The 20,481-nt window shown below is 60.0% G+C and carries 20 protein-coding genes; 7 read left to right on the top strand and 13 right to left on the bottom strand.

The features are described from left to right. The first annotated feature begins 4 nt into the window (after positions 1 to 4). The gene (locus ASD32_RS24155) at positions 5 to 1,465 is read left to right on the top strand and encodes an aldo/keto reductase (RefSeq protein WP_060640580.1); all 1,461 of its coding nucleotides are present in this window, start codon (positions 5 to 7) and stop codon (positions 1,463 to 1,465) included. Between the two features lie 363 nt (positions 1,466 to 1,828). Here ASD32_RS24155 and ASD32_RS24150 read toward each other — a convergent pair whose 3' ends face one another. From ASD32_RS24150 to ASD32_RS24130, 5 genes are read right to left on the bottom strand one after another with little or no spacing between them, the layout of a single operon-like run. Continuing rightward, a complete protein-coding gene (locus ASD32_RS24150) occupies positions 1,829 to 2,473 on the bottom strand; it encodes an SOS response-associated peptidase family protein (protein WP_082546910.1) in 645 nt (214 codons plus the stop codon). Between the two features lie 41 nt (positions 2,474 to 2,514). After that, on the bottom strand, positions 2,515 to 3,180 hold the full coding sequence (locus ASD32_RS24145) for an SOS response-associated peptidase family protein (protein WP_060640579.1): 666 nt from the start codon (positions 3,178 to 3,180) through the stop codon (positions 2,515 to 2,517). 10 nt (positions 3,181 to 3,190) lie between these two features. Further along, the gene (locus ASD32_RS24140) at positions 3,191 to 6,448 is read right to left on the bottom strand and encodes an error-prone DNA polymerase (RefSeq protein WP_060640578.1); all 3,258 of its coding nucleotides are present in this window, start codon (positions 6,446 to 6,448) and stop codon (positions 3,191 to 3,193) included. Then, positions 6,445 to 7,959: a DNA polymerase Y family protein gene (locus tag ASD32_RS24135; RefSeq protein WP_200953639.1), complete on the bottom strand. Its 1,515-nt coding sequence runs from the start codon at positions 7,957 to 7,959 to the stop codon at positions 6,445 to 6,447. The genes ASD32_RS24140 and ASD32_RS24135 overlap by 4 nt, the downstream gene beginning before the upstream one ends. Beyond that, positions 7,877 to 8,635, bottom strand: coding sequence for an ImuA family protein (locus ASD32_RS24130; protein WP_060640576.1), 759 nt, complete (start codon positions 8,633 to 8,635; stop codon positions 7,877 to 7,879). Before ASD32_RS24130 ends, ASD32_RS24135 begins: the two co-directional genes overlap by 83 nt. A gap of 507 nt (positions 8,636 to 9,142) precedes the next feature. On the opposite strand from ASD32_RS24130, the gene ASD32_RS30830 reads away from it, so the two are divergent. Further along, positions 9,143 to 9,415: a DUF6434 domain-containing protein gene (locus ASD32_RS30830; protein WP_348270749.1), complete on the top strand. Its 273-nt coding sequence runs from the start codon at positions 9,143 to 9,145 to the stop codon at positions 9,413 to 9,415. 122 nt (positions 9,416 to 9,537) lie between these two features. Here the strand turns inward: ASD32_RS30830 and ASD32_RS24120 are convergent, their stop codons facing one another. Beyond that, a complete protein-coding gene (locus ASD32_RS24120) occupies positions 9,538 to 10,110 on the bottom strand; it encodes a TetR/AcrR family transcriptional regulator (protein WP_060640574.1) in 573 nt (190 codons plus the stop codon). Between the two features lie 139 nt (positions 10,111 to 10,249). On the opposite strand from ASD32_RS24120, the gene ASD32_RS24115 reads away from it, so the two are divergent. The 3 genes from ASD32_RS24115 to ligD (ASD32_RS24105) all read left to right on the top strand — a co-directional run bounded on the left by ASD32_RS24115 (position 10,250) and on the right by ligD (ASD32_RS24105) (position 14,220). After that, positions 10,250 to 10,600 carry a DoxX family protein gene (locus ASD32_RS24115; RefSeq protein WP_060640573.1) on the top strand — a complete coding sequence of 117 codons (351 nt, stop codon included), beginning with the start codon at positions 10,250 to 10,252 and terminating at the stop codon, positions 10,598 to 10,600. A gap of 98 nt (positions 10,601 to 10,698) precedes the next feature. Then, entirely contained in the window at positions 10,699 to 11,283 is a 585-nt protein-coding gene (locus ASD32_RS24110) for a flavodoxin family protein (protein ID WP_060640572.1), read from the top strand. Positions 11,284 to 11,547: 264 nt separating this feature from the next. Continuing rightward, positions 11,548 to 14,220, top strand: coding sequence for a DNA ligase D (gene ligD, locus ASD32_RS24105; protein WP_060640571.1), 2,673 nt, complete (start codon positions 11,548 to 11,550; stop codon positions 14,218 to 14,220). Positions 14,221 to 14,232: 12 nt separating this feature from the next. Here ligD (ASD32_RS24105) and ASD32_RS24100 read toward each other — a convergent pair whose 3' ends face one another. The 6 genes from ASD32_RS24100 to ASD32_RS24075 form a co-directional block, all read right to left on the bottom strand. Beyond that, a complete protein-coding gene (locus ASD32_RS24100; RefSeq protein WP_060640570.1) occupies positions 14,233 to 14,511 on the bottom strand; it encodes a hypothetical protein in 279 nt (92 codons plus the stop codon). Positions 14,512 to 14,520: 9 nt separating this feature from the next. Continuing rightward, a complete protein-coding gene (locus ASD32_RS24095) occupies positions 14,521 to 14,820 on the bottom strand; it encodes a DUF982 domain-containing protein (protein ID WP_060640569.1) in 300 nt (99 codons plus the stop codon). Between the two features lie 74 nt (positions 14,821 to 14,894). After that, positions 14,895 to 15,368: an Hsp20 family protein gene (locus tag ASD32_RS24090; protein ID WP_060640568.1), complete on the bottom strand. Its 474-nt coding sequence runs from the start codon at positions 15,366 to 15,368 to the stop codon at positions 14,895 to 14,897. 172 nt (positions 15,369 to 15,540) lie between these two features. Beyond that, on the bottom strand, positions 15,541 to 16,572 hold the full coding sequence (gene ligD / locus ASD32_RS24085) for a non-homologous end-joining DNA ligase (RefSeq protein WP_060640567.1): 1,032 nt from the start codon (positions 16,570 to 16,572) through the stop codon (positions 15,541 to 15,543). Continuing rightward, the gene (locus ASD32_RS24080) at positions 16,569 to 17,381 is read right to left on the bottom strand and encodes a Ku protein (protein WP_060640566.1); all 813 of its coding nucleotides are present in this window, start codon (positions 17,379 to 17,381) and stop codon (positions 16,569 to 16,571) included. Before ASD32_RS24080 ends, ligD (ASD32_RS24085) begins: the two co-directional genes overlap by 4 nt. Positions 17,382 to 17,393: 12 nt before the next feature. Next, positions 17,394 to 18,293: a Ku protein gene (locus tag ASD32_RS24075; protein ID WP_060640565.1), complete on the bottom strand. Its 900-nt coding sequence runs from the start codon at positions 18,291 to 18,293 to the stop codon at positions 17,394 to 17,396. Between the two features lie 198 nt (positions 18,294 to 18,491). Here ASD32_RS24075 and ASD32_RS30370 point away from each other — a divergent pair, with 198 nt between their 5' ends. Further along, positions 18,492 to 18,668 carry a hypothetical protein gene (locus ASD32_RS30370; RefSeq protein ID WP_156383323.1) on the top strand — a complete coding sequence of 59 codons (177 nt, stop codon included), beginning with the start codon at positions 18,492 to 18,494 and terminating at the stop codon, positions 18,666 to 18,668. A 78-nt stretch (positions 18,669 to 18,746) separates the two neighbouring features. Further along, positions 18,747 to 19,451: a haloacid dehalogenase type II gene (locus tag ASD32_RS24070; protein WP_244490253.1), complete on the top strand. Its 705-nt coding sequence runs from the start codon at positions 18,747 to 18,749 to the stop codon at positions 19,449 to 19,451. 22 nt (positions 19,452 to 19,473) lie between these two features. Here ASD32_RS24070 and ASD32_RS24065 read toward each other — a convergent pair whose 3' ends face one another. Further along, complete coding sequence (locus ASD32_RS24065; RefSeq protein WP_060640564.1) at positions 19,474 to 20,475, bottom strand: sensor histidine kinase; 1,002 nt, start codon at positions 20,473 to 20,475, stop codon at positions 19,474 to 19,476. Between the last annotated feature and the right edge of the window lie 6 nt (positions 20,476 to 20,481).

The raw sequence follows: 20,481 nt of genomic DNA, 5'->3' as shown, positions 1-20,481 counted from the left end.
AACCATGCCTCACCTGCCCGACCGCGTCGCAATCACCGAAGACCTCACCATAAGCCGCGTCGTCTGCGGGCTCTGGCAGGTGGCCGACATCGAGAAGGGCGGCACGACCATCGATCCCGACAAGGGCGCCGATGCGTTGCAGGCCTATGCCCGTGACGGATTCGACACCTTCGACATGGCCGATCACTACGGCTCGGCCGAACTGATCACCGGTCGGTTGCTGGCGCGTTATAAAGGCGGCAACCGACCGGTTGCATTTACCAAATGGTGCCCCGAACCGGGTCCGATGACGGCGGATGTGGTACGGCGCGGCGTCGAGGAGCGCCTGATCCGGCTTGGTGTTGACAAGGTCGATTTGCTTCAGTTCCATTGGTGGAGCTTCGAGCACCCCGGCTGGCTCGATGCCCTGCACGAAATGCAGCGCCTGCGCAAGGAAGGCCTGATCGGCGCGCTGGGGCTTACCAATTTCGACGCCGGGCATCTGGCACTGGCGCTGGCCGACGGCATCGACATCGCCACCAATCAGGTCTCGTTCTCGCTGGTCGATCGCCGGGCGGCTGAAGCATTGTCGGATCTCTGCGCCAAAAGCGGCGTCAGGCTGCTCGCCTATGGCACGCTCTGCGGCGGCTTTCTCTCGGAAAAATGGCTCGGCCAACCGGAGCCCACGACCATCGCCGACTGGAGCCGCTCGAAATACAAGCGCTTCATCGATACCGCCGGCGGCTGGAGTGCGTTTCAGGGTATTCTGCGCACAGCCAGCAGTATCGCGGCAAAGCACGAGGTCTCGATCTCGAACGTCGCCAGCCGCTGGGTTCTCCAACATCAGGCAGTCGCAGCGACCATTGTCGGCGCGCGCATCGGGGAGAACGAGCATCGCGACGACAATCTCAAGGTATTTTCCTTCGCGCTGGATGGCGATGACCACGCGGCCCTTAACGCCGCCTTTTCGGCGACACGGCCAATTCCGGGCGATTGCGGCGACGAATACCGCAAGCCACCTTTCCTCACCGCATCGGGCGACCTCAGCCATCATCTGGACGCGATCCCGTCGATCTACACAGCGCAAGCCGTGCCCGGTCGGCCCGGCCGTTCCCGCGTTTCCTCCCGCAGCATCTGGGAGCCGATCGCCGGCTACAGCCGCGCAGTCCGGATCGGCAATCGCATCCTCGTCTCCGGCACCACCGCCACCCACGGCGCCGACCGCTGCGTCGCTCCCGGTGACGCAGGTGCGCAGGCAACCTACATCCTCGACAAGATCGCCGCATCCATCTCGGCGCTCGGCGGCAGCATGGAAGACGTTATCCGTACCCGCATCTATCTGCGCGATGCCAACCAGTGGGAGCCTGTCTCCCGCGCCCACGGCCGGGTTTTCTCATCCGTGCTGCCGGCCAATACGCTGCTGGAGGCCGGCAACCTGATCGGAGACTATGAAGTCGAAATAGAGGCGGAAGCGCTCTGTGACTGAACGCGGGGCAATTCAAATATGGCAAGCCGGAAACTTGCTCTTCTGGCTATTCTCAACTCCGATTGATGCCTTCACATCATCTCAATATTGCCACCTTGGACGCTTGCAGAAAGTTGGTGCGGCATCTAGTTCGTGCGGCATCTTGGATTTTCAACACTTGCAAGTAGCCTATTGGTAATCGAATCGCGGCGCAGTGTTGCGACCAAATCAAAATACACCTCTGCCCGCCTTGAAAGGATGTGAACCATCGGCCCTGTTATTGTAAATGAGCTAGCATACCGAAATTCCTCAACGCGGCGTCTGTTCGCCTCTCGCGGTCATTGGCATCGCATGAATTCCGGTATCGACAAGAAGAAGCCGCCATCAAAGCAGCAGCGGTGCCTCGGGTGCAGACTTCTTTTTCGCCCACAGCTCGTTGGTCCGCTCCATTGTCACCAGCTCAGGCGGAAATGTCCGTTTTTGAAATGCCAGCGCATCATCGAATGTACCGTGCAGCCATTGTTCGTACTCATCGGGCTGTAACAGAACAGGCATCCGGTTGTGCACGGGTTGGATCGCCGCATTGGCGTCCGTCATGACCCCGGAATAGACCGGACCCCACTCGTCACTGATCCGCCACAGCCCTGCCCACGCGAAGACCGGCTGGTCCTTCAGGGAAAACCAGGTGCGGGTCATCCTGCCCTTCTCCCCCTCGGCTTCGGCAAAACCCGTGACTGGAATCAGGCATCGCCATTGGGGTTTTCGGGCAAGACCGATCCACATCCCTTTCGCGAGGTCAGCGATGTTATTGACCGGCTTTGGCTTGGCTTCTGGTTTCATGCCTTTGAGACGCAGGGGAAAGCCCCAGACCATCGAGCGAAGCTCTCGAACACCGTCATTCTCCGTCACCACCATCCCGGGGGTGCCCGGATAAACTTCCTCGGGCGCGTTCGATTGCATCGGGTTCGGCACACGAAAGTGCGCAGCCACTTCCGCGGCGGAAAGACGGACGGTGTACAAGTTGCACATATGGCAGACCTTTCAACACGAAACCCCAACGCCAACCCTTGTTACATAAGCATGTTGTCCCGACGGGGTGAAGCCTTGGAGGGTGAAACGCCGCTTTGCCAGCGGTCGCGGCTATGCAGGATTTCGAAGTCATCGGATGATGGCGGCTCGCGAAACTGGAAGGCGATCACATCTTCGATTGAACCGCGAAGCCAGCGCTCGTATTCTTGCCGCTCGAGCAAAACGGGCATCCGATCGTCGAACGGCCTGATCTTTTCGTTTGCGGTCATGGTCATGCCGGCGAACACCGGGCCGAAGTCTGGAGTGTTCTTGGCAAACCCCGCCCAGGCCATCAAGGGTTGCCGGTTCTTCGAGAACCACGATCGGGTTTTCTCGCCTTTGACACCGTCGGGGTTTGCAAAATGCGTGAGCGGGATCAGGCAGCGGTATTTGGGGTCGACGACGATCCGGTCCCAGAGCGGATTGGTAAGATCCGCAACGAGGCCGATGCGGCTCGGTGGCTCGCCTTCACGCCTCATGTCGCGTGTCTGTCGCGGAAAACCCCATGGGACCGACTTCAACAGCCGCAATTCGTCCTTCTCAAGGACCATCAGTCCTGGGGTGCCTTCGATGGTTTCGTTCGGAACATCAAGCGCCGGCGCGATGTCGACCGCGAAATGGGCGACAATCTCCTCCAGGCTTTTGGTGACTGCAAACAGACGCGACACACCGGCCTCCTCAGTGGAAGTTTCTGGATTTGATCTTCAGATTATCGATGTGAAGGTCAGGAATATAGATGTCGCGCGCCTGCACTGCGGGCTTGGGATTGTCCCGTGTATCGGGGCCTCCTCCGTGCTTGACCTGGTCGCCGCGACCGTGCGGAAGCGGGAAGTCGCCGTCCCGATTACCAACGCTCGACAGGTCGGCGGAGAAATCGAACAGGCGCTGGGCTACGAGGTGAACGACCTCACCTTCCCGCTGGATACGGCCATTGATGGCCATCATGCTCGCTGTCATCAGAATCCGCCGCTGGCGTTCGAACAGGGATGGCCAGACCACGGCGTTGACGATGCCGGACTCGTCTTCCAGCGTGAGGAACATGACGCCCTTTGCTGATCCTGGCCGCTGTCGCACGAGAACCAGACCAGCAGTCCAAAGCCACCTCCCGTCTCGTTGTCCCATCGCCTCTGCGCAGGTGACGATACCTTTCCGGTCGAGGTCTTTCCGGAGAAACGAGATCGGGTGTGCTCGCAGGGTGAGGCCCGTGTGTGAGTAGTCCTCGACGACCTCCCTGCCCTCGGTCATCGACTTCAGCGCCACGTCGGGCTCCTGCATCTCGGCGATCACCTTGGCTTCGCGCTCAGCGGCGGCCGCCCAAAGCTCCAGGGGTTCATCCCGGAGCGCCTTGATATCCCAGAGTGCCTGGCGCCGCTCCAGTTGCAGCGACGGCAGGAAAGCATCCGCCTCCGCAAGCTTGACCAGCGACGACGGCGATACGCCGGAACGCCGCCACATGTCATCGGCCGATGCAAACGGCTGTTCGGCCCGCGCCAGGATAATGCGGGCGGCCTCGTTGGTGGACAATCCCTTGACAACACGCATGCCAAGCCTGACGGCAAAGCGGTCGGAAGTGCCGATCCGTTCCATGGTGCAGTCCCAACGCGAGCGGTTGACGCAGACCGGCCGGACTTCGACGCTGTGGTTCCGGGCATCCTGGACGATCTGGGCAACGCTGTAGAAACCCATCGGCTGGCTGTTGAGCAGGGACGCGCAGAAGACATCTGGATGGTGGCATTTCATCCAGCTGGAGGCATAGGCGATCAGCGCGAAGCTGGCGGCGTGGCTTTCCGGGAAACCGTAGCTTCCGAAGCCTTCGAGCTGGGTAAACGTCTTCTCGGCAAATTCGCGGGTGTAGCCGTTCTTGACCATGCCCTCGACAAGCTTGTCCTTGAACTTCGAGACCCCGCCCGTGAACTTGAACGTCGCCATTGCCCGGCGCAACTGGTCGGCCTCGCCTGCGGTGAAGCCCGCGCAGGTCATGGCGACCTTCATCGCGCTCTCCTGAAACAGCGGTACGCCGAGCGTCTTTCCGAGAACAGCTTCGAGCTCGGGCGTCGGATATTCAATTTTTTCCTTGCCCTCACGCCGCCTCAGATACGGATGGACCATGTCGCCTTGGATGGGTCCCGGCCGGACGATGGCCACCTGCACGACGAGGTCATAAAATGTGCGAGGTTTCAGGCGCGGCAGCATCGCCATCTGGGCGCGGCTTTCGATCTGGAAGGTACCGAGCGTATCGGCCTTTCGGATCATAGCGTATGTGGCCGGATCCTCCTGCTCTACATCAGACAGGCCCATCGGAATGTCCTTGTGGTCGCGCAGCAGCTCGAAGGATTTCGCCATGCAGGTCAGCATCCCGAGCGCCAACACGTCGACCTTCATGAATTTGAGCGCCTCGATATCGTCCTTGTCCCATTCCACCACCTGACGATCCTTCATCGAGGCCGGTTCGATCGGCACCAGATCGTCCAGCCTGTCCTGGGTCAGAACGAAGCCGCCCGGATGCTGGCCGAGATGGCGGGGGGCACCCATGAGCTGGGACGAAAGATCCAGCGCCAACTTCAGGCGGTAGTCGGCGGTGTTCATATTGTTTTCTTTGAGCTGCTTTTCGCCCACGCCTTCCGACCAGCCCCAGACTCCCGAGGAAAGCTGGGTGATCAGATCTTCCGGTAGCCCCAACGCCTTGCCAACATCCCGCAGCGCGCCCTTGGCTCGGTAGCGGGTGACCGTAGAGCAGAGCGCCGAGCGTGAGCGGCCGTAGGTCTCGTAGATCCACTGGATGACCTCCTCGCGGCGGGCGTGCTCGAAATCGACGTCGATATCCGGCGGCTCGTCTCGTTCCATCGAAACGAAGCGCTCGAACAGCAGATCACCCGTTTCCGGATTGATGCTGGTAATACCAAGGCAGTAGCAGACCGCCGAGTTCGCTGCCGACCCCCGCCCCTGGCACAGAATTCCCTGAGACCGGGCAAACCGGACGATGCTGTAGACTGTGAGAAAATACGGTGCGTATTTCATCACCCGGATGAGTTCGAGTTCGTGCAAGATCGCCTTGCGGACCTTGTCGGGGATTCCCTCTGGGTATCGGGTGGTAGCCCCTTCCCAGGCGAACTTCGTCAGCGACTGCTGCGCGTCGAGACCCGGCACAAGGGCTTCTTCCGGGTATTGATACTGAAGCTCGCTCATGTCGAAGCGACAGCGTTCGACAATTTCTCGCGTTCGCGCCAGCGCCTCCGGATAGTCCGAAAACAGCCGATGCATCTCCTCCGGTGTTTTTAAGAACCGATCGGCGTGCCGCTCGCGATCGAAGCCGACGCTGTCGATGGTGGTGCGGTTGCGGATGCAGGTGACGATCTCCTGCAACTGCCGGCGACCGGGATCATGAAACAGGACGTCGTTGGTGACGACCGTTTTAACCTTGTGACGGGCGGCCAGGTTCGACAGATTGTGGAGCCGCAAGCGATCATTCGGACGACGTCGCAGGCAGAGCGAAACGTAGGCCCTGTCTCCGAAGATCGCAGCGAGCTTCCTAAGCTGGCCTGCAGTGGTCTCGTCAGCCTCATCAGGGATAAGGATCGCAATCAGTCCGCCGCTATAGGCTTCCACATCGGAGAGATCGAGGATGCACTTGCCCTTGCCGCCACGGCTCTTTCCAAGCGAAAGCAACCGGGTCAATCTCGAATAGGCTGGCCGGTCGGTTGGATAGACCAGGATAGAGATGCCGTCGGAAAGATCGAGACGACAGCCGACAACCAGTCGCACGCCCGTGGTTTTCGCGGCTTCCCAAGCGCGCACGATCCCCGCGAGCGAGTTGCGATCGACAACACCCAAGGCATCGATGCCAAGCGCTGCAGCCGCGGCGAACAGCTCCTCCGCCGAACTCGCACCGCGCAGGAACGAGAAATGTGTGGTGACCTGCAGTTCGGCATATCTCATCCGAACACCCCGTGGAGGAACCAGAGATGCGAGCCCGTGTCGGTGTCCACGCCGTCGCCGGCGCGGTATACCCAGTAGCGTTCACCGGCCTCGTCCTCGACGACAAAGTAATCCCGCACCGCATTGTGTTCTCTCGGGCGAACCCACCATTCGCCAAAGATACGCTCGGGTCCGTCTGCCCGTTTCACCCGCCGGCGCTTGCCGCGCCAGGTGAACACGGCAGGTGGCTGGTCGGGGAGCAAAGCGGTTACGTCGATGCGTTCCGGGTTCGCCAGCAGCCGCGACGGCCGTGGCCATTTTGCGGCCCATGTCGCGCCGGTCTCGTCGGCCGTCGGACCGACGCGCATCACCGATCGCTCGGGCACATCGGAGGCGACGGGCGTGACCCGGTAGAGACGTTGGCCGCGGTTGCCGAGAATGTCGACGAGCGGTGTGACATCGACTACCTGCTCCTCGATCAGCGAGGATGCGACCTGTCGCTCCTCCAGTGGCTCGGCCAGGATCGCGACAAGCACGAGCCGCTCTATCCCGAAGCCCGGGTCGATTTTTTCGATGCGGTCGCAGAGGAGCTTTGACAGACGCGCGGAGTCTCGGACCGGTTTTGCCAGCCCGGCTCGAATGCACTGCCGCGTGTTGTCGACGCGGTGGATGACAAGATCGGAACGTCTGACGCCAAGACCGCGTGTCTCCAGTTTGGAGGTCAGCTCGCCAACCAGTCGGCGCACATATTTGGCGATCGTCTCGGCGGCGCCGATCGGCTCCTGAAAGTTCTTGGCCACCTCGACCAGCTCTGGTGTCCGCAGAGGCTCGATAGGTTCTGCCATCCGGCCGAACAGTTGGTCCAGCCGCCGACCGACCTCCGGGCCGTATCTCAGCGTCAACGGGGCGCGCGGCATCGCAGAGAGCTCACCGACGGTCTCGACGCCGATCACCCGAAGGCCGTGGATCGTGTCCGGGGCGAGCCGGAGACAGTGAATCGGCAGGCGCGCGACTGCTTTCGCAATGCCGCCTAGCGAAACAACGGTCGTCTCCGCCGAGGTCAGTCGGGTGATCGCGTGCGCTGCTCCCCACGTATCGGCGACCGCTGCACGAGCGGTGAGGCCTCGTCCTCTCAAGCCGTTGACCAGCCCGGAAATCAGCAGGGCTTCGCCGCCCTGAAGGTGATCGGCACCTTCGGTGTCCATGACGATACCGTCCGTGCCGTCGACGGCAACGACAGGGCTGTATTGCCGGAGCGCCCACAGCGCCAGGCGTTCAAGGGCAGCCGCGTCGGCGGCAGGATCTGCATCGATCATGGTCAGATTGGCAACGACGGCCTGGGCTTTGCTCGCCGGCATACCGAGCTTGAGGCCAAGTTTGCGCGCGGCGGTGTCGGCAGCAGAGACCCAGCGTTTCGAGCCCGATTTCGAAATGACGACGAGAGGCTGGTCAACTGGCACGGTTCCCTCTCCATGCCGACGTATCCGGTCTGTTGGCAGAGTGGGGAAGTAGACACAGACGACCCTTGGCATCACAGGCTCCAATTTCGAACTCGGCACACTCGCCTGCTTTCACGCGCATCAATTCCGCGAGCCACCTCGGTCGGCCAACGCCCGCGACTGGCAACGCCTCCGACGGCAGCACGCTCACCCTCCATCGTGTCGTCGAGGCTGTGGGATTGCCGAAGTCCGACGCCTCCGTCTGTCGCCGCCATCGGCGGACAACGAGGCCCATGGTCCCTGTCTTCTCGGCAGCCAACTGCAGCCGCCGGGATGCGACCATCGGCAGTCGGACCAGTTCCCCGACCACTGCTGCCAATCCACCGAAGGAAAGTCCGTCTTCCATGGACGCCAACACGTCCTCCTCCTTGTCGCCTTCGCAGAAGATCACCCGGTCGGGATGCAAGCCTGCCTGGGCGATAGCGGGGAAAAAGAGATCGGGCCTCGTCAGGCACCAAAGCACCTTGCCCTTTGAGCGCGCGGCAATGCCGGCGGCGAACAATGCTGCCGCTGCTCCATCCACCGTGCCGGGCCCGCCACCCGCGATCTCATGGAGAGCCCCATAAGGCAGGCCGCCTCCCGGCAAACGCTCGTCCATCTCGCGAACGCCGAAGGGCAGCACCACGGCCTTTTTCGTCGCGCTGCCCTCAAGGTGCGCGATACGGTCTCTAAGTTCCTCGATGACCCGAGGATTGGTGGCGCGCGACATCGTTCACGGACCTCCCCGGCTCGCGTTGCATGGACTTCATGTCCCCGAAAATTGTTGGCGTTCGTCTTTTGTTCCGACCCCTTGAAAGAGTCAAGGCAGTCCTAGCGGGCTTATTTAGGCTCCGCTAAAGCGCTGTCGGGGCAAATATTGAGACGAATCAGGCGTCTAGGTGGATCCTAGCTAAGTAACTCCGCCGATTCATTTATTTACAATTTCTCTGAATTCATGCGATCCGAAACGAAGGGTTGCGAAACCATCCGTGCTGCAACGTGTCAACGGCGCAGGTAAAAGCCTTCAACTCGGTGTCTAAATCTGGTGTGGTTGGCGATCGGCGGCTGGAAGTCCAGTCGGAACGGAATTGACACAACGATCGACAGGATCCGGTTACACTGCCTCGCCCACCGTTGGGAGGGAGCCTGAAAAGAGCTTTCAGGATAGCGTCGGTCAGAAAGCCGGGAAAGCGGGAACTCGCAACGCGTTTTAGCCGGGAGATGGGTAGCCTTTACTGTGAGGCTGCAAACAGGGTCCGGCAGGCATTTGGGCGAGGAGAACAAAGTGACGGCATTCGACTGGCATAGCGGGGAAGTCACCCGTGCCACCCCAATTACGCACTCGTATAGGAATACTCAGAAGGTCCGACGATTTTTCGTGGCAGAATGCGGCTCCGATTTCAAGTTTGACCGTGAATTCATGGGATGGATGAAATCGGCCGTGGGTAAGACGATGGGTGACGCGATCGATGAATGGAAAGCTCGCAAAGCCAGGAAGCGACCGGCATAGTTGCGGCCTCCGCAAGGTCGGTATCGACGTCCAGTTCGAGCCAAGAGCAATATCAAGCGGGGCGAACGCCGCAAATGACCTCAAGTTGGATGTCTGTACCGAAACGTATCTCGTATTCGTTATCAACTCGTACGCGAAAACATACCAACGATATGAGTCACCCGCTCTTTGCGGAACGCCGCCCTGATCCGACCATGGCGCTCAAGTTCTGCTAGACCATGAAGGGTAGCCCAGAAGGCCTCGGTCGCGAGTTCAGCATTTGCGCAAAATGGCTCAACGACCGCCATCATGGCCCCGAATGTATCGCGCAACGACTGAGGTGTATCGGACTTTGCAAACCGCAGACCGCTTGGAAGGACGAACATGGCTTCGTACAAAGCCGGCCGCTCAAAGGCGAATTCCAGGTAGGCCATAGCAATGTCCTCAATTGCTTGCGCTGCACTTGCGCCGCGGCGAACCGATGCCCGCAGCACCGGCCCCAGTTCCCCAAATCCTTCCAGAGCAACCGCCCCGACAATCGCGTCGCGGTTTTCGAAATGGGCGTACAGGACCGGCTGACTGTATTCGATCTCCTCAGCAAGTCGACGAACTGTCACCGAAGCCCATCCGTCTTTTTCCGCAAGCATCTTTGCCGCGCCGATGATCCGCTGCTCTCGCTCGGCTTTCTCCCGCTCTTTGCGTTCACTTATGCCCATAACTTCACCTTCATTCGTTTCAAAGCATCATAGCGACACAAATAATTTAAGGCAACGGTTGACAATCTAGCATTGCTATATTTATTTATAACGCTATCGGCTTCGCGACGATCGCGAGCGTCACCGTTAGGATTGTCCAATGTCCAACTTCATATCGCTTTCAGTCGCCAATGCTGCAACGCTGCTGGCCGCCGCCGCATTCCTTCTCGGTGCGGCCATCAACGCGTCCGGGCGCAAGGCTGTTCAAGGCGAGTTCGTTCGTTACGGATTTCCATCGTGGTGGTGTTGGATCACCGCAATCCTGGAATTCCTGACGGCAATTTTGTTGGTCTTGCGGCCAACCTTCGTACCCGGCGTGGCGCTCGGAGCCTGCATCATGGTCGCCGCCATTATCGCTATCATTAGGGCCCGCGATTTCCGCCATCTCCCTCCGCCATCGGTGTTCCTCCTGCTGCTCATTATTGCAGCTCTCGTCCAGTTCTCAATTTAGCTGCGCGGAAACCGCCAGCTCAATCACAGCAATCGCTAAATCCGAACCGCGCTGAATTCCATCGGCGAGGCGCATAACCACGGCATAAGGAGCCAGTCATGACTACATCGAGTTCCGTCCCAAGCACCGTTATCGTCTACCATTCCGGCTACGGCCATACGCACCGCATGGCTGAAGCCGTCGCAGAAGGGGCTGGCGCAACGCTTCTCGCCATTGACGCGGAAGGCAACCTGTCAGACGACGCATGGGCGGCGTTGGATGCCGCCGACGCGATCATCTTCGGCTCGCCGACGTATATGGGCGGACCGAGCTGGCAGTTTAAGAAATTCGCTGATGCATCTTCAAAGCCATGGTTTTCCGCGAAGTGGCAGGACAAGGTCTTTGGCGGCTTCACCAACAGCGCCAGCCTCAATGGCGATAAGCTCAACACGCTGCAATACTTTGTCCTTCTTTCCGGGCAGCATGGCGGCCTATGGGTGAGCCTAGGCGTCAAGCCGTCGAACGTGAAAGCGTCTAAACGCGATGATGCGAACCGCATGGGATCCTATATCGGCCCGATGGCGCAGTCGGACGCTGACGCAGCCCCGGATGAAATGTCCTCGGGCGATTTAGAAACAGCGCGTCTCTATGGGGCACGGGTCATGAAAGTCGCTCGGCGGAACCGTGTATCCGATCTCGATTAAGTCGGGTACATCGAAAATTGTCGTGCGTCCTGTTTCCGTCTCGGCGTTTCAACAGGCTGAGTTGGAACAAAATGCAGGCTGGACGCTTCTGAGTTCCGAGGTCGCGTGCCGTGTCAACCGGACGTGACAGGGATGATGAACGCGAGGATTTTTCCGGTTTCTCCTTGCGGCCAACGAATTGGCAGTCGAGCGTCCCACCTGTCCGGCCCGCGCCTCAGCTCCGCGTCATTCGATGCGGATGGCGGAAGTGTATCGGGGACCGCGATGGCCAGCGACAAGCTCTCAACCTACAAGCAGAAACGTGATTTTCAGAAGACCCAGGAGCCGAGCGGTCAGGCAAAGCTGAAAGCGTCCGACCGTCGGCGCTTTGTCATCCAGAAACATGACGCGACACGTTTACACTACGATCTTCGGCTTGAGCTCGATGGCGTGTTCAAATCCTGGGCCGTGACAAAAGGGCCGTCGCTCGATCCACACGACAAGCGTCTGGCCGTCGAGGTCGAGGACCATCCGCTCGACTATGGCGACTTCGAAGGCACCATCCCGAAAGGCCAGTATGGCGGTGGCACGGTTATGCTCTGGGACCGTGGTTACTGGGAGCCGGAGGGTAACAAAAGCCCGGAACAGGCTCTCGCCAAAGGCGACTTCAAGTTCACTCTGGAGGGCGAGCGTCTGCATGGCAGCTTCGTCCTCGTGCGGATGTGCAACGATCGTGACGGCGGCAAGCGCACCAACTGGCTGCTGATCAAGCATCACGACGATTTTTCTGTCGAGGAAAACGGCGCGGCTGTCCTTGAGGACAACGCCACCTCCGTCGCGTCGGGCCGGACGATGGAGGCGATCGCTGCCGGCAAGGGTAAGAAGCCAACGCCCTTCATGATCGAAAGTGGTGACGTTCAGGCGGATGCCGTCTGGGACAGCAATCACGGTCTTGCTGCTGAGGAGCGCAAAGCCGAAACCAAAACCAGGAAGAAAGCCGCGCCGGCCAAAGCTGCCAGGCAAGCAAAGTCCACAATGCCCGACTTCATCCCACCGCAGCTCTGCGACACGCGCGAACGCCCACCCACGGCGGACGGCTGGATCCATGAAATCAAGTTCGACGGCTACCGCATCCAGATACGTATCGAGAATGGCGAGGTGACGCTGAAGACCCGCAAGGGCCTCGACTGGACAGCAAAATATCCGGCCATCGCGGCCTCCGCCGCAAACCTGCGCGATGCCATCATCGATGGCGAGATCTGCGCGCTTGACGAACACGGCGCGCCGGACTTTGCCGCGCTGCAAGCGGCATTGTCGGAAGGTAAGACCGATGCGCTGGTGTATTTCGCCTTCGACCTGCTGTTCGAGGGCGATGAGGATCTCCGGGAGTTGCCGCTGACTGAACGCAAGGAACGGCTGCATAAGCTACTTGATGACGCAGGCGAAGATCCGCGGCTGCGCTTCGTCGAGCATTTCGAAACTGGCGGCGACGCAGTTCTGAAGTCGGCCTGCCGCCTGTCGCTGGAAGGCATCGTTTCGAAGCAAGCCGACGCGCCCTATCAATCCGGCCGCACCGAGACCTGGGCGAAGTCCAAGTGCCGGGCCGGCCATGAGGTGGTGATCGGCGCCTATGCCAAAACCAACGGAAAGTTCCGGTCGCTGCTGGTCGGTGTCTTCAGGGGCGATCATTTCGTCTATGTCGGCCGGGTCGGGACAGGTTACGGCGCGAAGGTGGTCGACACGATCTTGCCAAAGCTTCGCGAGCTGGAAACCACCAAGTCGCCATTCACAGGCATCGGCGCGCCGAAGAAGGATCCTGACATCGTCTGGCTGAAGCCGGAGCTTGTCGCCGAGATCCAGTTCGCCGGCTGGACGGCCGATGGTCTCGTGCGTCAGGCGGCGTTCAAGGGCTTGCGGGAAGACAAGCCGGCCGGCGAAGTCGTCGCCGAGAAGCCTTCCGCACCCGCAGAAGCCGATGTCCTTGATCCCGAGGCAGAGGCCGAAAAGCCAACCCCGGCCAAGTCTTTCCGGAAAGGTGGCAAGGCAAATGTGATGGGGGTGCTCATCTCAAATCCGGAGAAGCCGCTGTGGCCGGATGCCAGCGACGACAAGCCGGTGACCAAGGTCGAGCTTGCGCAATATTACGAAGCCGTCGGCCCGTGGCTCATCGACCACATCAAGGGTCGGCCGTGTTCAATCATCCGAACCCCCGATGGTATCGGCGGCGAGCAGTTCTTCCAGCGCCATGCCATGCCCGGAACATCGAACCTGCTGGAGCTGGTGACCGTGTTCGGCGACAAAAAGCCTTACCTGCAGATCGATCGCGTCGAGGGGCTTGCGGCAATCGCCCAGATCGGCGGCGTCGAGCTTCACCCTTGGAATTGCGAGCCAGACCAGCCAGAAGTTCCGGGCCGCCTGGTCTTCGACCTGGATCCCGGTCCGGACGTCCCCTTCTCCACCGTCGTTGAAGCTGCCCGCGAGATGCGCGACCGGCTGGAGGAGCTTGGTCTTGTCAGTTTCTGCAAGACCACCGGCGGCAAAGGGCTGCACGTGGTGACGCCGCTTGCGGTGGCTAAGGGAAAGAAACTGGCCTGGCCAGAGGCGAAGGGTTTCGCCCATGACGTCTGCCTGCAGATGGCGCGCGAGAACCCCGACCTCTACCTGATCAAGATGGCAAAGAACCAGCGCAACGGCCGCATCTTCCTAGACTACCTACGCAACGATCGCATGGCGACCGCTGTTGCGCCTTTATCTCCGCGTGCCCGTCCCGGTGCCACCGTATCGATGCCGCTGACCTGGGCCCAAGTGAAGACGGATCTTGATCCGAAGCGCTTCACGATCCGCACCGTGCCGGCTCTTCCTGAGAAGACGAGTGCCTGGCAGGATTATTGCGACGGAAAGCGCTCGCTGGAGCAGGCAATCAAGCGGCTGGCCAAGTCGATGAAGCAGGCCGCCTGAACGCACAGTCCATCAGACACCATAGCGCCGATCGAGCGCCTTGAGGGCAGACTGCACGTCATCGATCGAGACCGGCTCCGGTGTACCCGGCAGTTGACGGAGCGCCGGCCTGGAATCAACAGCGTAAAAGTCAGACGCCCAGGCCGCGAGAATCGCGCGCTTGTCGTCGATGGAAAGAGCCGACGCTCTCACCACATCGGTTGGCCGCCGAAGCTGCATGCCCTGAAGCAGGACCGTTGGTCCCATCGCGATCGCACTGTCGGCGGCCTGCTGCAACATATCGTGCCTCATCTGACCACCTCACCGCACGTGCGGATCTCTGTCCCGCCGCAAGCGCGATGCGACGATCTCGTCGATTTCCGGGGCCAGCAGGTCGTGTTTCTCGGCAAAAGCAGTAAACAGACCGCGTGCGGTTTCTGCTTCGATCTCACCGCGCAGCGCAGCACTGCATGCCTTTAGCGCAATTGAGTGCGCGCCATCCCTTTGTGAGGCTGGCCATTCGACGAGATGCCGGTAGGCGTCCATGGCACTGCGGACCTCTGCCGGAAAGCCAAGGCCAACAAGAATGGAAACAGGTTGTCTGAACATATCGGGTTTCATCGCTCTCTCCTTTCCAACCCGGAATGTCGATGGGCGCCGTCGCAACGGCGCCCTCTTTGAGCGGACGATGTCGATTAAGCTGCCTTCTGCGCTTCGATCTGCGCCGGAGCAGCCGACGTCAGTGCGGGTCCGCTTTCGATGGTGATTTTCCGAGGCTTCAGTGCCTCGGGGATCTCGCGGAGAAGATCGATGGACAGCAAGCCGTTACTCAGATCCGCTCCGTTCACCCGGACGTGGTCGGCCAGCTCGAACCGATGTTCGAACGGCCGGCCGGCGATGCCGCGATGCAGGTAGCCTTCATTTGCTCCCTCCTGCTTCTTGCCGGTGACGGTCAGAAGGTTGGACTGGAAGGTGATGTCGAGATCGTCCTGGGAAAAGCCAGCCACCGCAATGGAAATCCGGTAGCTGTCGTCGCCGGTCTTGACGATGTCATAGGGCGGCCAGTCGCTGATGGAGCGGGCGCGCTGGGCGTTTTCCAGAAGATTGAAGACCCGATCGAAGCCGACGCTCGAACGGAAGAGAGGTGCGTAGTCATAAGATGTTGCCATAGCCATATCCTCCTTGAAGCAACATGGGGGTACGGAAGCGCCGAAAGACGGTGCCTCCAGCAAGGCCAGCCCTTCATCAGCGGCTGGCGACAATCGATTTGGTTTTTGGGATTTTCGGATTCAAGAGAGCGGCCGGAAAAATTTGTGGTTTTTTTGCTTCTGCCGGCCCAAGTCAATCGAGCTCGAAAACCGCGGCGTTATCCTGGACTTCGCGCAAGCCTTTGTAAGAGGCATGGCGCAGATTGCCATCGTCGGTCCAGCCCCGGAATTCGATTTCGGCGATCAGCGTCGGCTGGGCGAAGACATAGTTCTTGCCCTTCAACGGAACGACCGGCGTCCTCGTCTTCAGCGTGTCGAGCGTCTTCTTGAGATAAATGGCATCTTTTTCCTTGAACCCCGTGCCGACGGCGCCGACATAGACCCAGTCATGACCACGACGAGCGGCGAGCAGCAGGCTGCCAATCCCCCCGCGCGCGGCGGCCGACTGCTCGTAGCCGACAATCATGAAACTCTCGCTCTGGACGCATTTGATCTTCAGCCAATCCCCGGTACGCCCGGATCGGTACCGGCTGTCGCGGTGCTTGGCGATGATGCCTTCAAGTCCGAGAGAGCGGGCATTTTCCAGAAGTGCGGCGCCATCGCCTTGCACTTCCTCCGAAAGCTGGATCGCGCCAACCGCACCCTCGAGCAGATCAGTCAGCAGATGCCGTCGGACCGAGAGCTCAGTCTTCGTCAGATCATGCCCATCGAAATACAGGAGGTCGAAAGCAAACAGGATGGACTCCGTCGAGGCTTTCTTGCCGCCGCGTCCACCGAGCGACCGCTGTAGGGCTCCGAAGTCGGATCGGCCCTCAGCGTTGAGGACGACAGCCTCCCCGTCGAGGATCGCTGTTCCAACGCCAAGGTCCCTGGCGGCCGCGGCAATCGCCGGAAAACGGTGGGTCCAGTCATGGCCGCCACGGGTGATAATCCGCACGCCCTTGGGTTCGATATGGATGGCGAGCCGGTATCCATCCCATTTGATTTCGAAGGCCCAATCCGGATCCGTCGGCGGGACCGTCTTCAATAGCGCCAAGCAGGGTTCGACGCGATCGGGCATGGGGTCGAACGGTAAGTTGGGCTGCGCCGGATCCCGCTTGCGTCTCGGCTGCGACTTTGCGGTGAAACTATCGTCCTGAAGAAGGGGCTTAGCGCGTTTGCTCATTTGCCGGCCCGGGTTTCGGCTGCGACCGACTTCTTCAAGGCATCCATGATGTTGATGACGTTGCTCGGTGCAGGCGCCGAGGCGGGTGCTTTGCCCTTGGTCTTCGACGGCTTTTTCAGTGCCTTTTTCTTATTCGCGATGATATCGAGCAGCCGGTCCTGAACCGGGTCGATGACCATTTTCGGGTTCCAGTGCTGGGTCTGCTTTTTGATCAGTTGCTGGATCAGCGGCATCATATCGGAATCCGCTGTCTCATCACCGATGTCCTCGAAATAGGTCTCTTCATCGCGCACCTCGTCACCATAACGCAAAGTCCACAAAACGATACCCTTGCCGCGTGGCTCCAGCATGACGGCGCGCTCGCGTCGCGTGATGACTAGCCGCGAAATGCCGACCATATCCTGGGATTCCATCGCGTCGCGGATGACCGAGAACGCTTCCTGCCCGACCGGATCGTTCGGCGAGAGATAATAGGGCGTGTCGAGCCAGATCCACTCGATCGTATCGCGGGGGGTAAAAGTGGAGATGTCTATGGTCTTGGTGCTGTCGAGCGCGACGTTCTCGAGCTCCTCGTCCTCCAGCATGACATAGTCGTCCTCGCCGCGCTGGTAGCCTTTGACCTCGTCCTCTTCCGGCACTTCCTTTCCCGTGACCGAGTCCACATAGTGGCTGACGACGCGGTTCTGGGTCTCGCGGTTGAGCGTGTGAAAGCGAACCTTCTCGTTCTCGGAGGTCGCCGGCATCATCTGCACCGGGCAGGTGACCAGAGACAGCTTGAGATAGCCTTTCCAGTAGGGACGGACTGCCATGATATCCTCCGATCAGCTTGCGCGGCGCGCTGGCGTCGTCGCGGCCTTCGACTTCGCTGCAGTCGCAGGTTTCGCAGCCTTTTGACGGCTGGTGCCTTTGTTGGCATTGGCGGCGGTGCGTTTCGGCTCGGCTTTGGCTCCGAGCCCGGCACTTTCGCGCAGTGCCTGCAGCAGATCGCTCGGCTTGGAAACAGCGGGCGCCTTCTTCTTCGGCAGTGAGCGGCCTTCGATCTTGGCCTTCACCAGTTCGGCGACCGCGGCCTCGTACCGGTCATCGAAAGTGCTGGCGTCAAAACTGCCCTTCTTTTTCCCGATGATATGTTCGGCGAGTTCTAGCAACTCGCCCTCGATCTTCAGATCCGGCAGTTCCTCGAACGCTTTCTCCGATGAGCGAACTTCGTAGTCGAAGTTCAGCGTCGAGGCGATCAGGCCCTTGCCGTGCGCGCGGATCAGGACTGTGCGCATCCGGCGAAAGAGGACGGTGCGAGCGATGGCGGCGACCTTTGCTTTTTTCATTCCGTCGCGCAGAAGCACGAAAGCATCCTTACCCATCCGGTCAGGCGCCAGATAATAGGGCTTGTCGAAATAGACGTCGTCGATTTCGTTGCAGGGAATGAACGCGTCGATCGTCAGGGTCTTGTCGCTCTCGGGTACGGCGGCCACGACTTCATCGGGCTCCAGAACGATGTACTGGCCGTTCTCAATCTCGTAGCCTTTGACCTGATCATCGCGCTCGACGGGATTGCCGGTTTCGCTATCGACGAATTCTCGCTTCACCCGATTGCCAGTCTTGCGGTTCAGCGTGTTGAAGGCAATTCGCTCCGACGAGGAGGCGGCGGTGTAGAGCGCCACCGGGCATGAGACCTCTCCGAACTTGATGAAGCCTTTCCAATTGGCTCTTGGGGAAACCATGACGCTGAACTCCTAACGCAACTTAGGCGATTCAAGCGAATCAGAGGGCAATTGTTCCGAGTCGAAACGAATCATTTTTCAATGGCTTAGCCCCCCGGACGTGCCCGTTTTACGAGTCCCAGTTAGGCGGCTGATTCTATGCATCTTTTAGACGCTAGGTGCGTTTATGACCAGCAGCAACCATGAAGGAGTCCCGCCATGACCAAACGCGAACTGATCGATACAGGAAGCGACAAGCGGTATGTGCGCCGCGACGAAGAGGGCAAGTTCAAGGAGAGCGTTGACGTCTCCCGCTCCCTCTCTGCCGACGCTCGCCACGATGCCAAACACGACGCAAAACCCGGTCAGGGTGACAAGGGCGACCATAAGCGCTGATCCCGCCGTGAAGCCCGCTAGATGATGATGAGCGGTGCGGCAACATGTTTTTGCCGCCAGCAACTACAGGAACTCTTGATGTCCGAAAACATCTCCTACCGTGACCCTCCGCCGAAGATCATTACCTTCGACTGCTATGGCACGCTCGTTCAATGGTATGAAGTTCTGTCGCGAGAGATCGATGTCACGCTCCAAAAGCTCGGCGTGACAGACGTGAGCGCGACGATGGTAATCGACAGCTTCTCGGTGCAGGGCCGGCGCTTGACGGCCGAAAAACCCCACCGTCTCTATAAAGACATCCTGCGGGTCGGCTTTGCCGCCGCGTTTGCCGAGCACGGCCTGACCCCAGACAAGGGTGAGATCGAGCGTATCGCGTCATCGCCGATGACAATGGGACCGCATCCCGAAGTCCCAGCTGCCTTGCGCCGCCTGCGTGAACGTTACCAGCTCGCGATCTTTACAAACTCCGACGACGATCTCATCGCGCCGACCGTTGAGAGCATTGGCGTGCCGTTTGACTACGTCATTACCGCTCAACAGGCTGGTGCCTACAAGCCGTCACGCGAACTCTTCGAATATGCCTATCGTAAGATGGGCGTGCGACTTGGCGAGACGGTGCACGTGGCGATGGGCATGTACTGGGACATGAAAGCACGCCATGAACTGGGACTGCGCGGCATCTGGGTTAACCGGCGCGGCGATGTTGGCAACGCCGACTGGCTTCCTTATGCGGAAGTACCGGACTTGGACGGAGCCGCCGCACTGCTCTTGGATCGCGAATGATTTAACAGGAACTCGCGCACGTTCACTTGGCGAGTTTTTCGACGCTTAATCTCAAGACGACGACCACGCCTTTTTCCGACCAGTCATAGGTGATCGTTCCGCCGAGTTGACCCGATACACTTCGGTTGAGCAACTTACTTCCATAGCCTTCGGCACCAGTGGGCGGTTCTACCAGTGGCCCGCCGCGCTCTGTCCAGGTCAGCATTAGCTCGTCGCCGTTGGTGGAGCCGGACAAATCGAGAGTGCCGATATCCTCCGACAAGGCGCCGTATTTCATCGAGTTGGTCGCCAGTTCATGGAAGATGAGCGCCAAGGCAGTCGCGGCAGCTTCGCCAACGCCCATGCGTGGCACGGCGACCCGAATGCGGCCTTTGAAGGCACCGAGATCCTCGTATGGCGCCAACAGAACGGACAGAAGGTCGCCCAAAAGTGCCGCATGTCCCTGCTCGCCCGGGATTGGACGCACCAGGTCATGTGCTCGTCCCAGAGCGGCCAGTCGAGCGGTAAGTTCCTTGGCCATTTCCTTAGCAGTTGTCGTCGACTGCGACGTGATGTTGGTCAGGCCCATGGCAATCGCCAGCAAGTTCTTGACCCGATGGCTCATTTCGCCGGCAAGTAGTTCGTTGCCTTCCTCCGCCTGCTTTCGCCCGGTGACATCCAGAAACACGCCGAACATCTGGCCCTCATGCAGCGCAGCGTCATCGCCCAGTCCCCGCGCCGAGATCCAGCGTATCTCTGTGCCAACCATAATTCGAAAATCGATCTCATAGGCTCCAATTATCCCACGTGTTGCGGTAAATGCAGCGCGGACACGATCCCGGTCGGCCGGGTGGATATTTGCCGAGAGATCCTCGAATTTCACCTGTCCGCTCTGCTCTAGCCCCCAGAGCTTGAACCCCTGCTCATCCATCGCGAAACGGTCGTTGGTGACGTTCCATGACCAAAGAGCCACGCCTGCCGCGTGGATTGCGCGGCGCAGATTTTCCGGCTTCCAGAGCGTATGACTGGGATCGCTAAACGGCATCGAGCA

It is taken from the genome of Rhizobium sp. Root483D2, from assembly GCF_001426685.1.
GTDB classification, from domain to species: domain Bacteria; phylum Pseudomonadota; class Alphaproteobacteria; order Rhizobiales; family Rhizobiaceae; genus Pararhizobium; species Pararhizobium qamdonense.
This window is presented reverse-complemented; position numbering and strand designations above follow the sequence as displayed.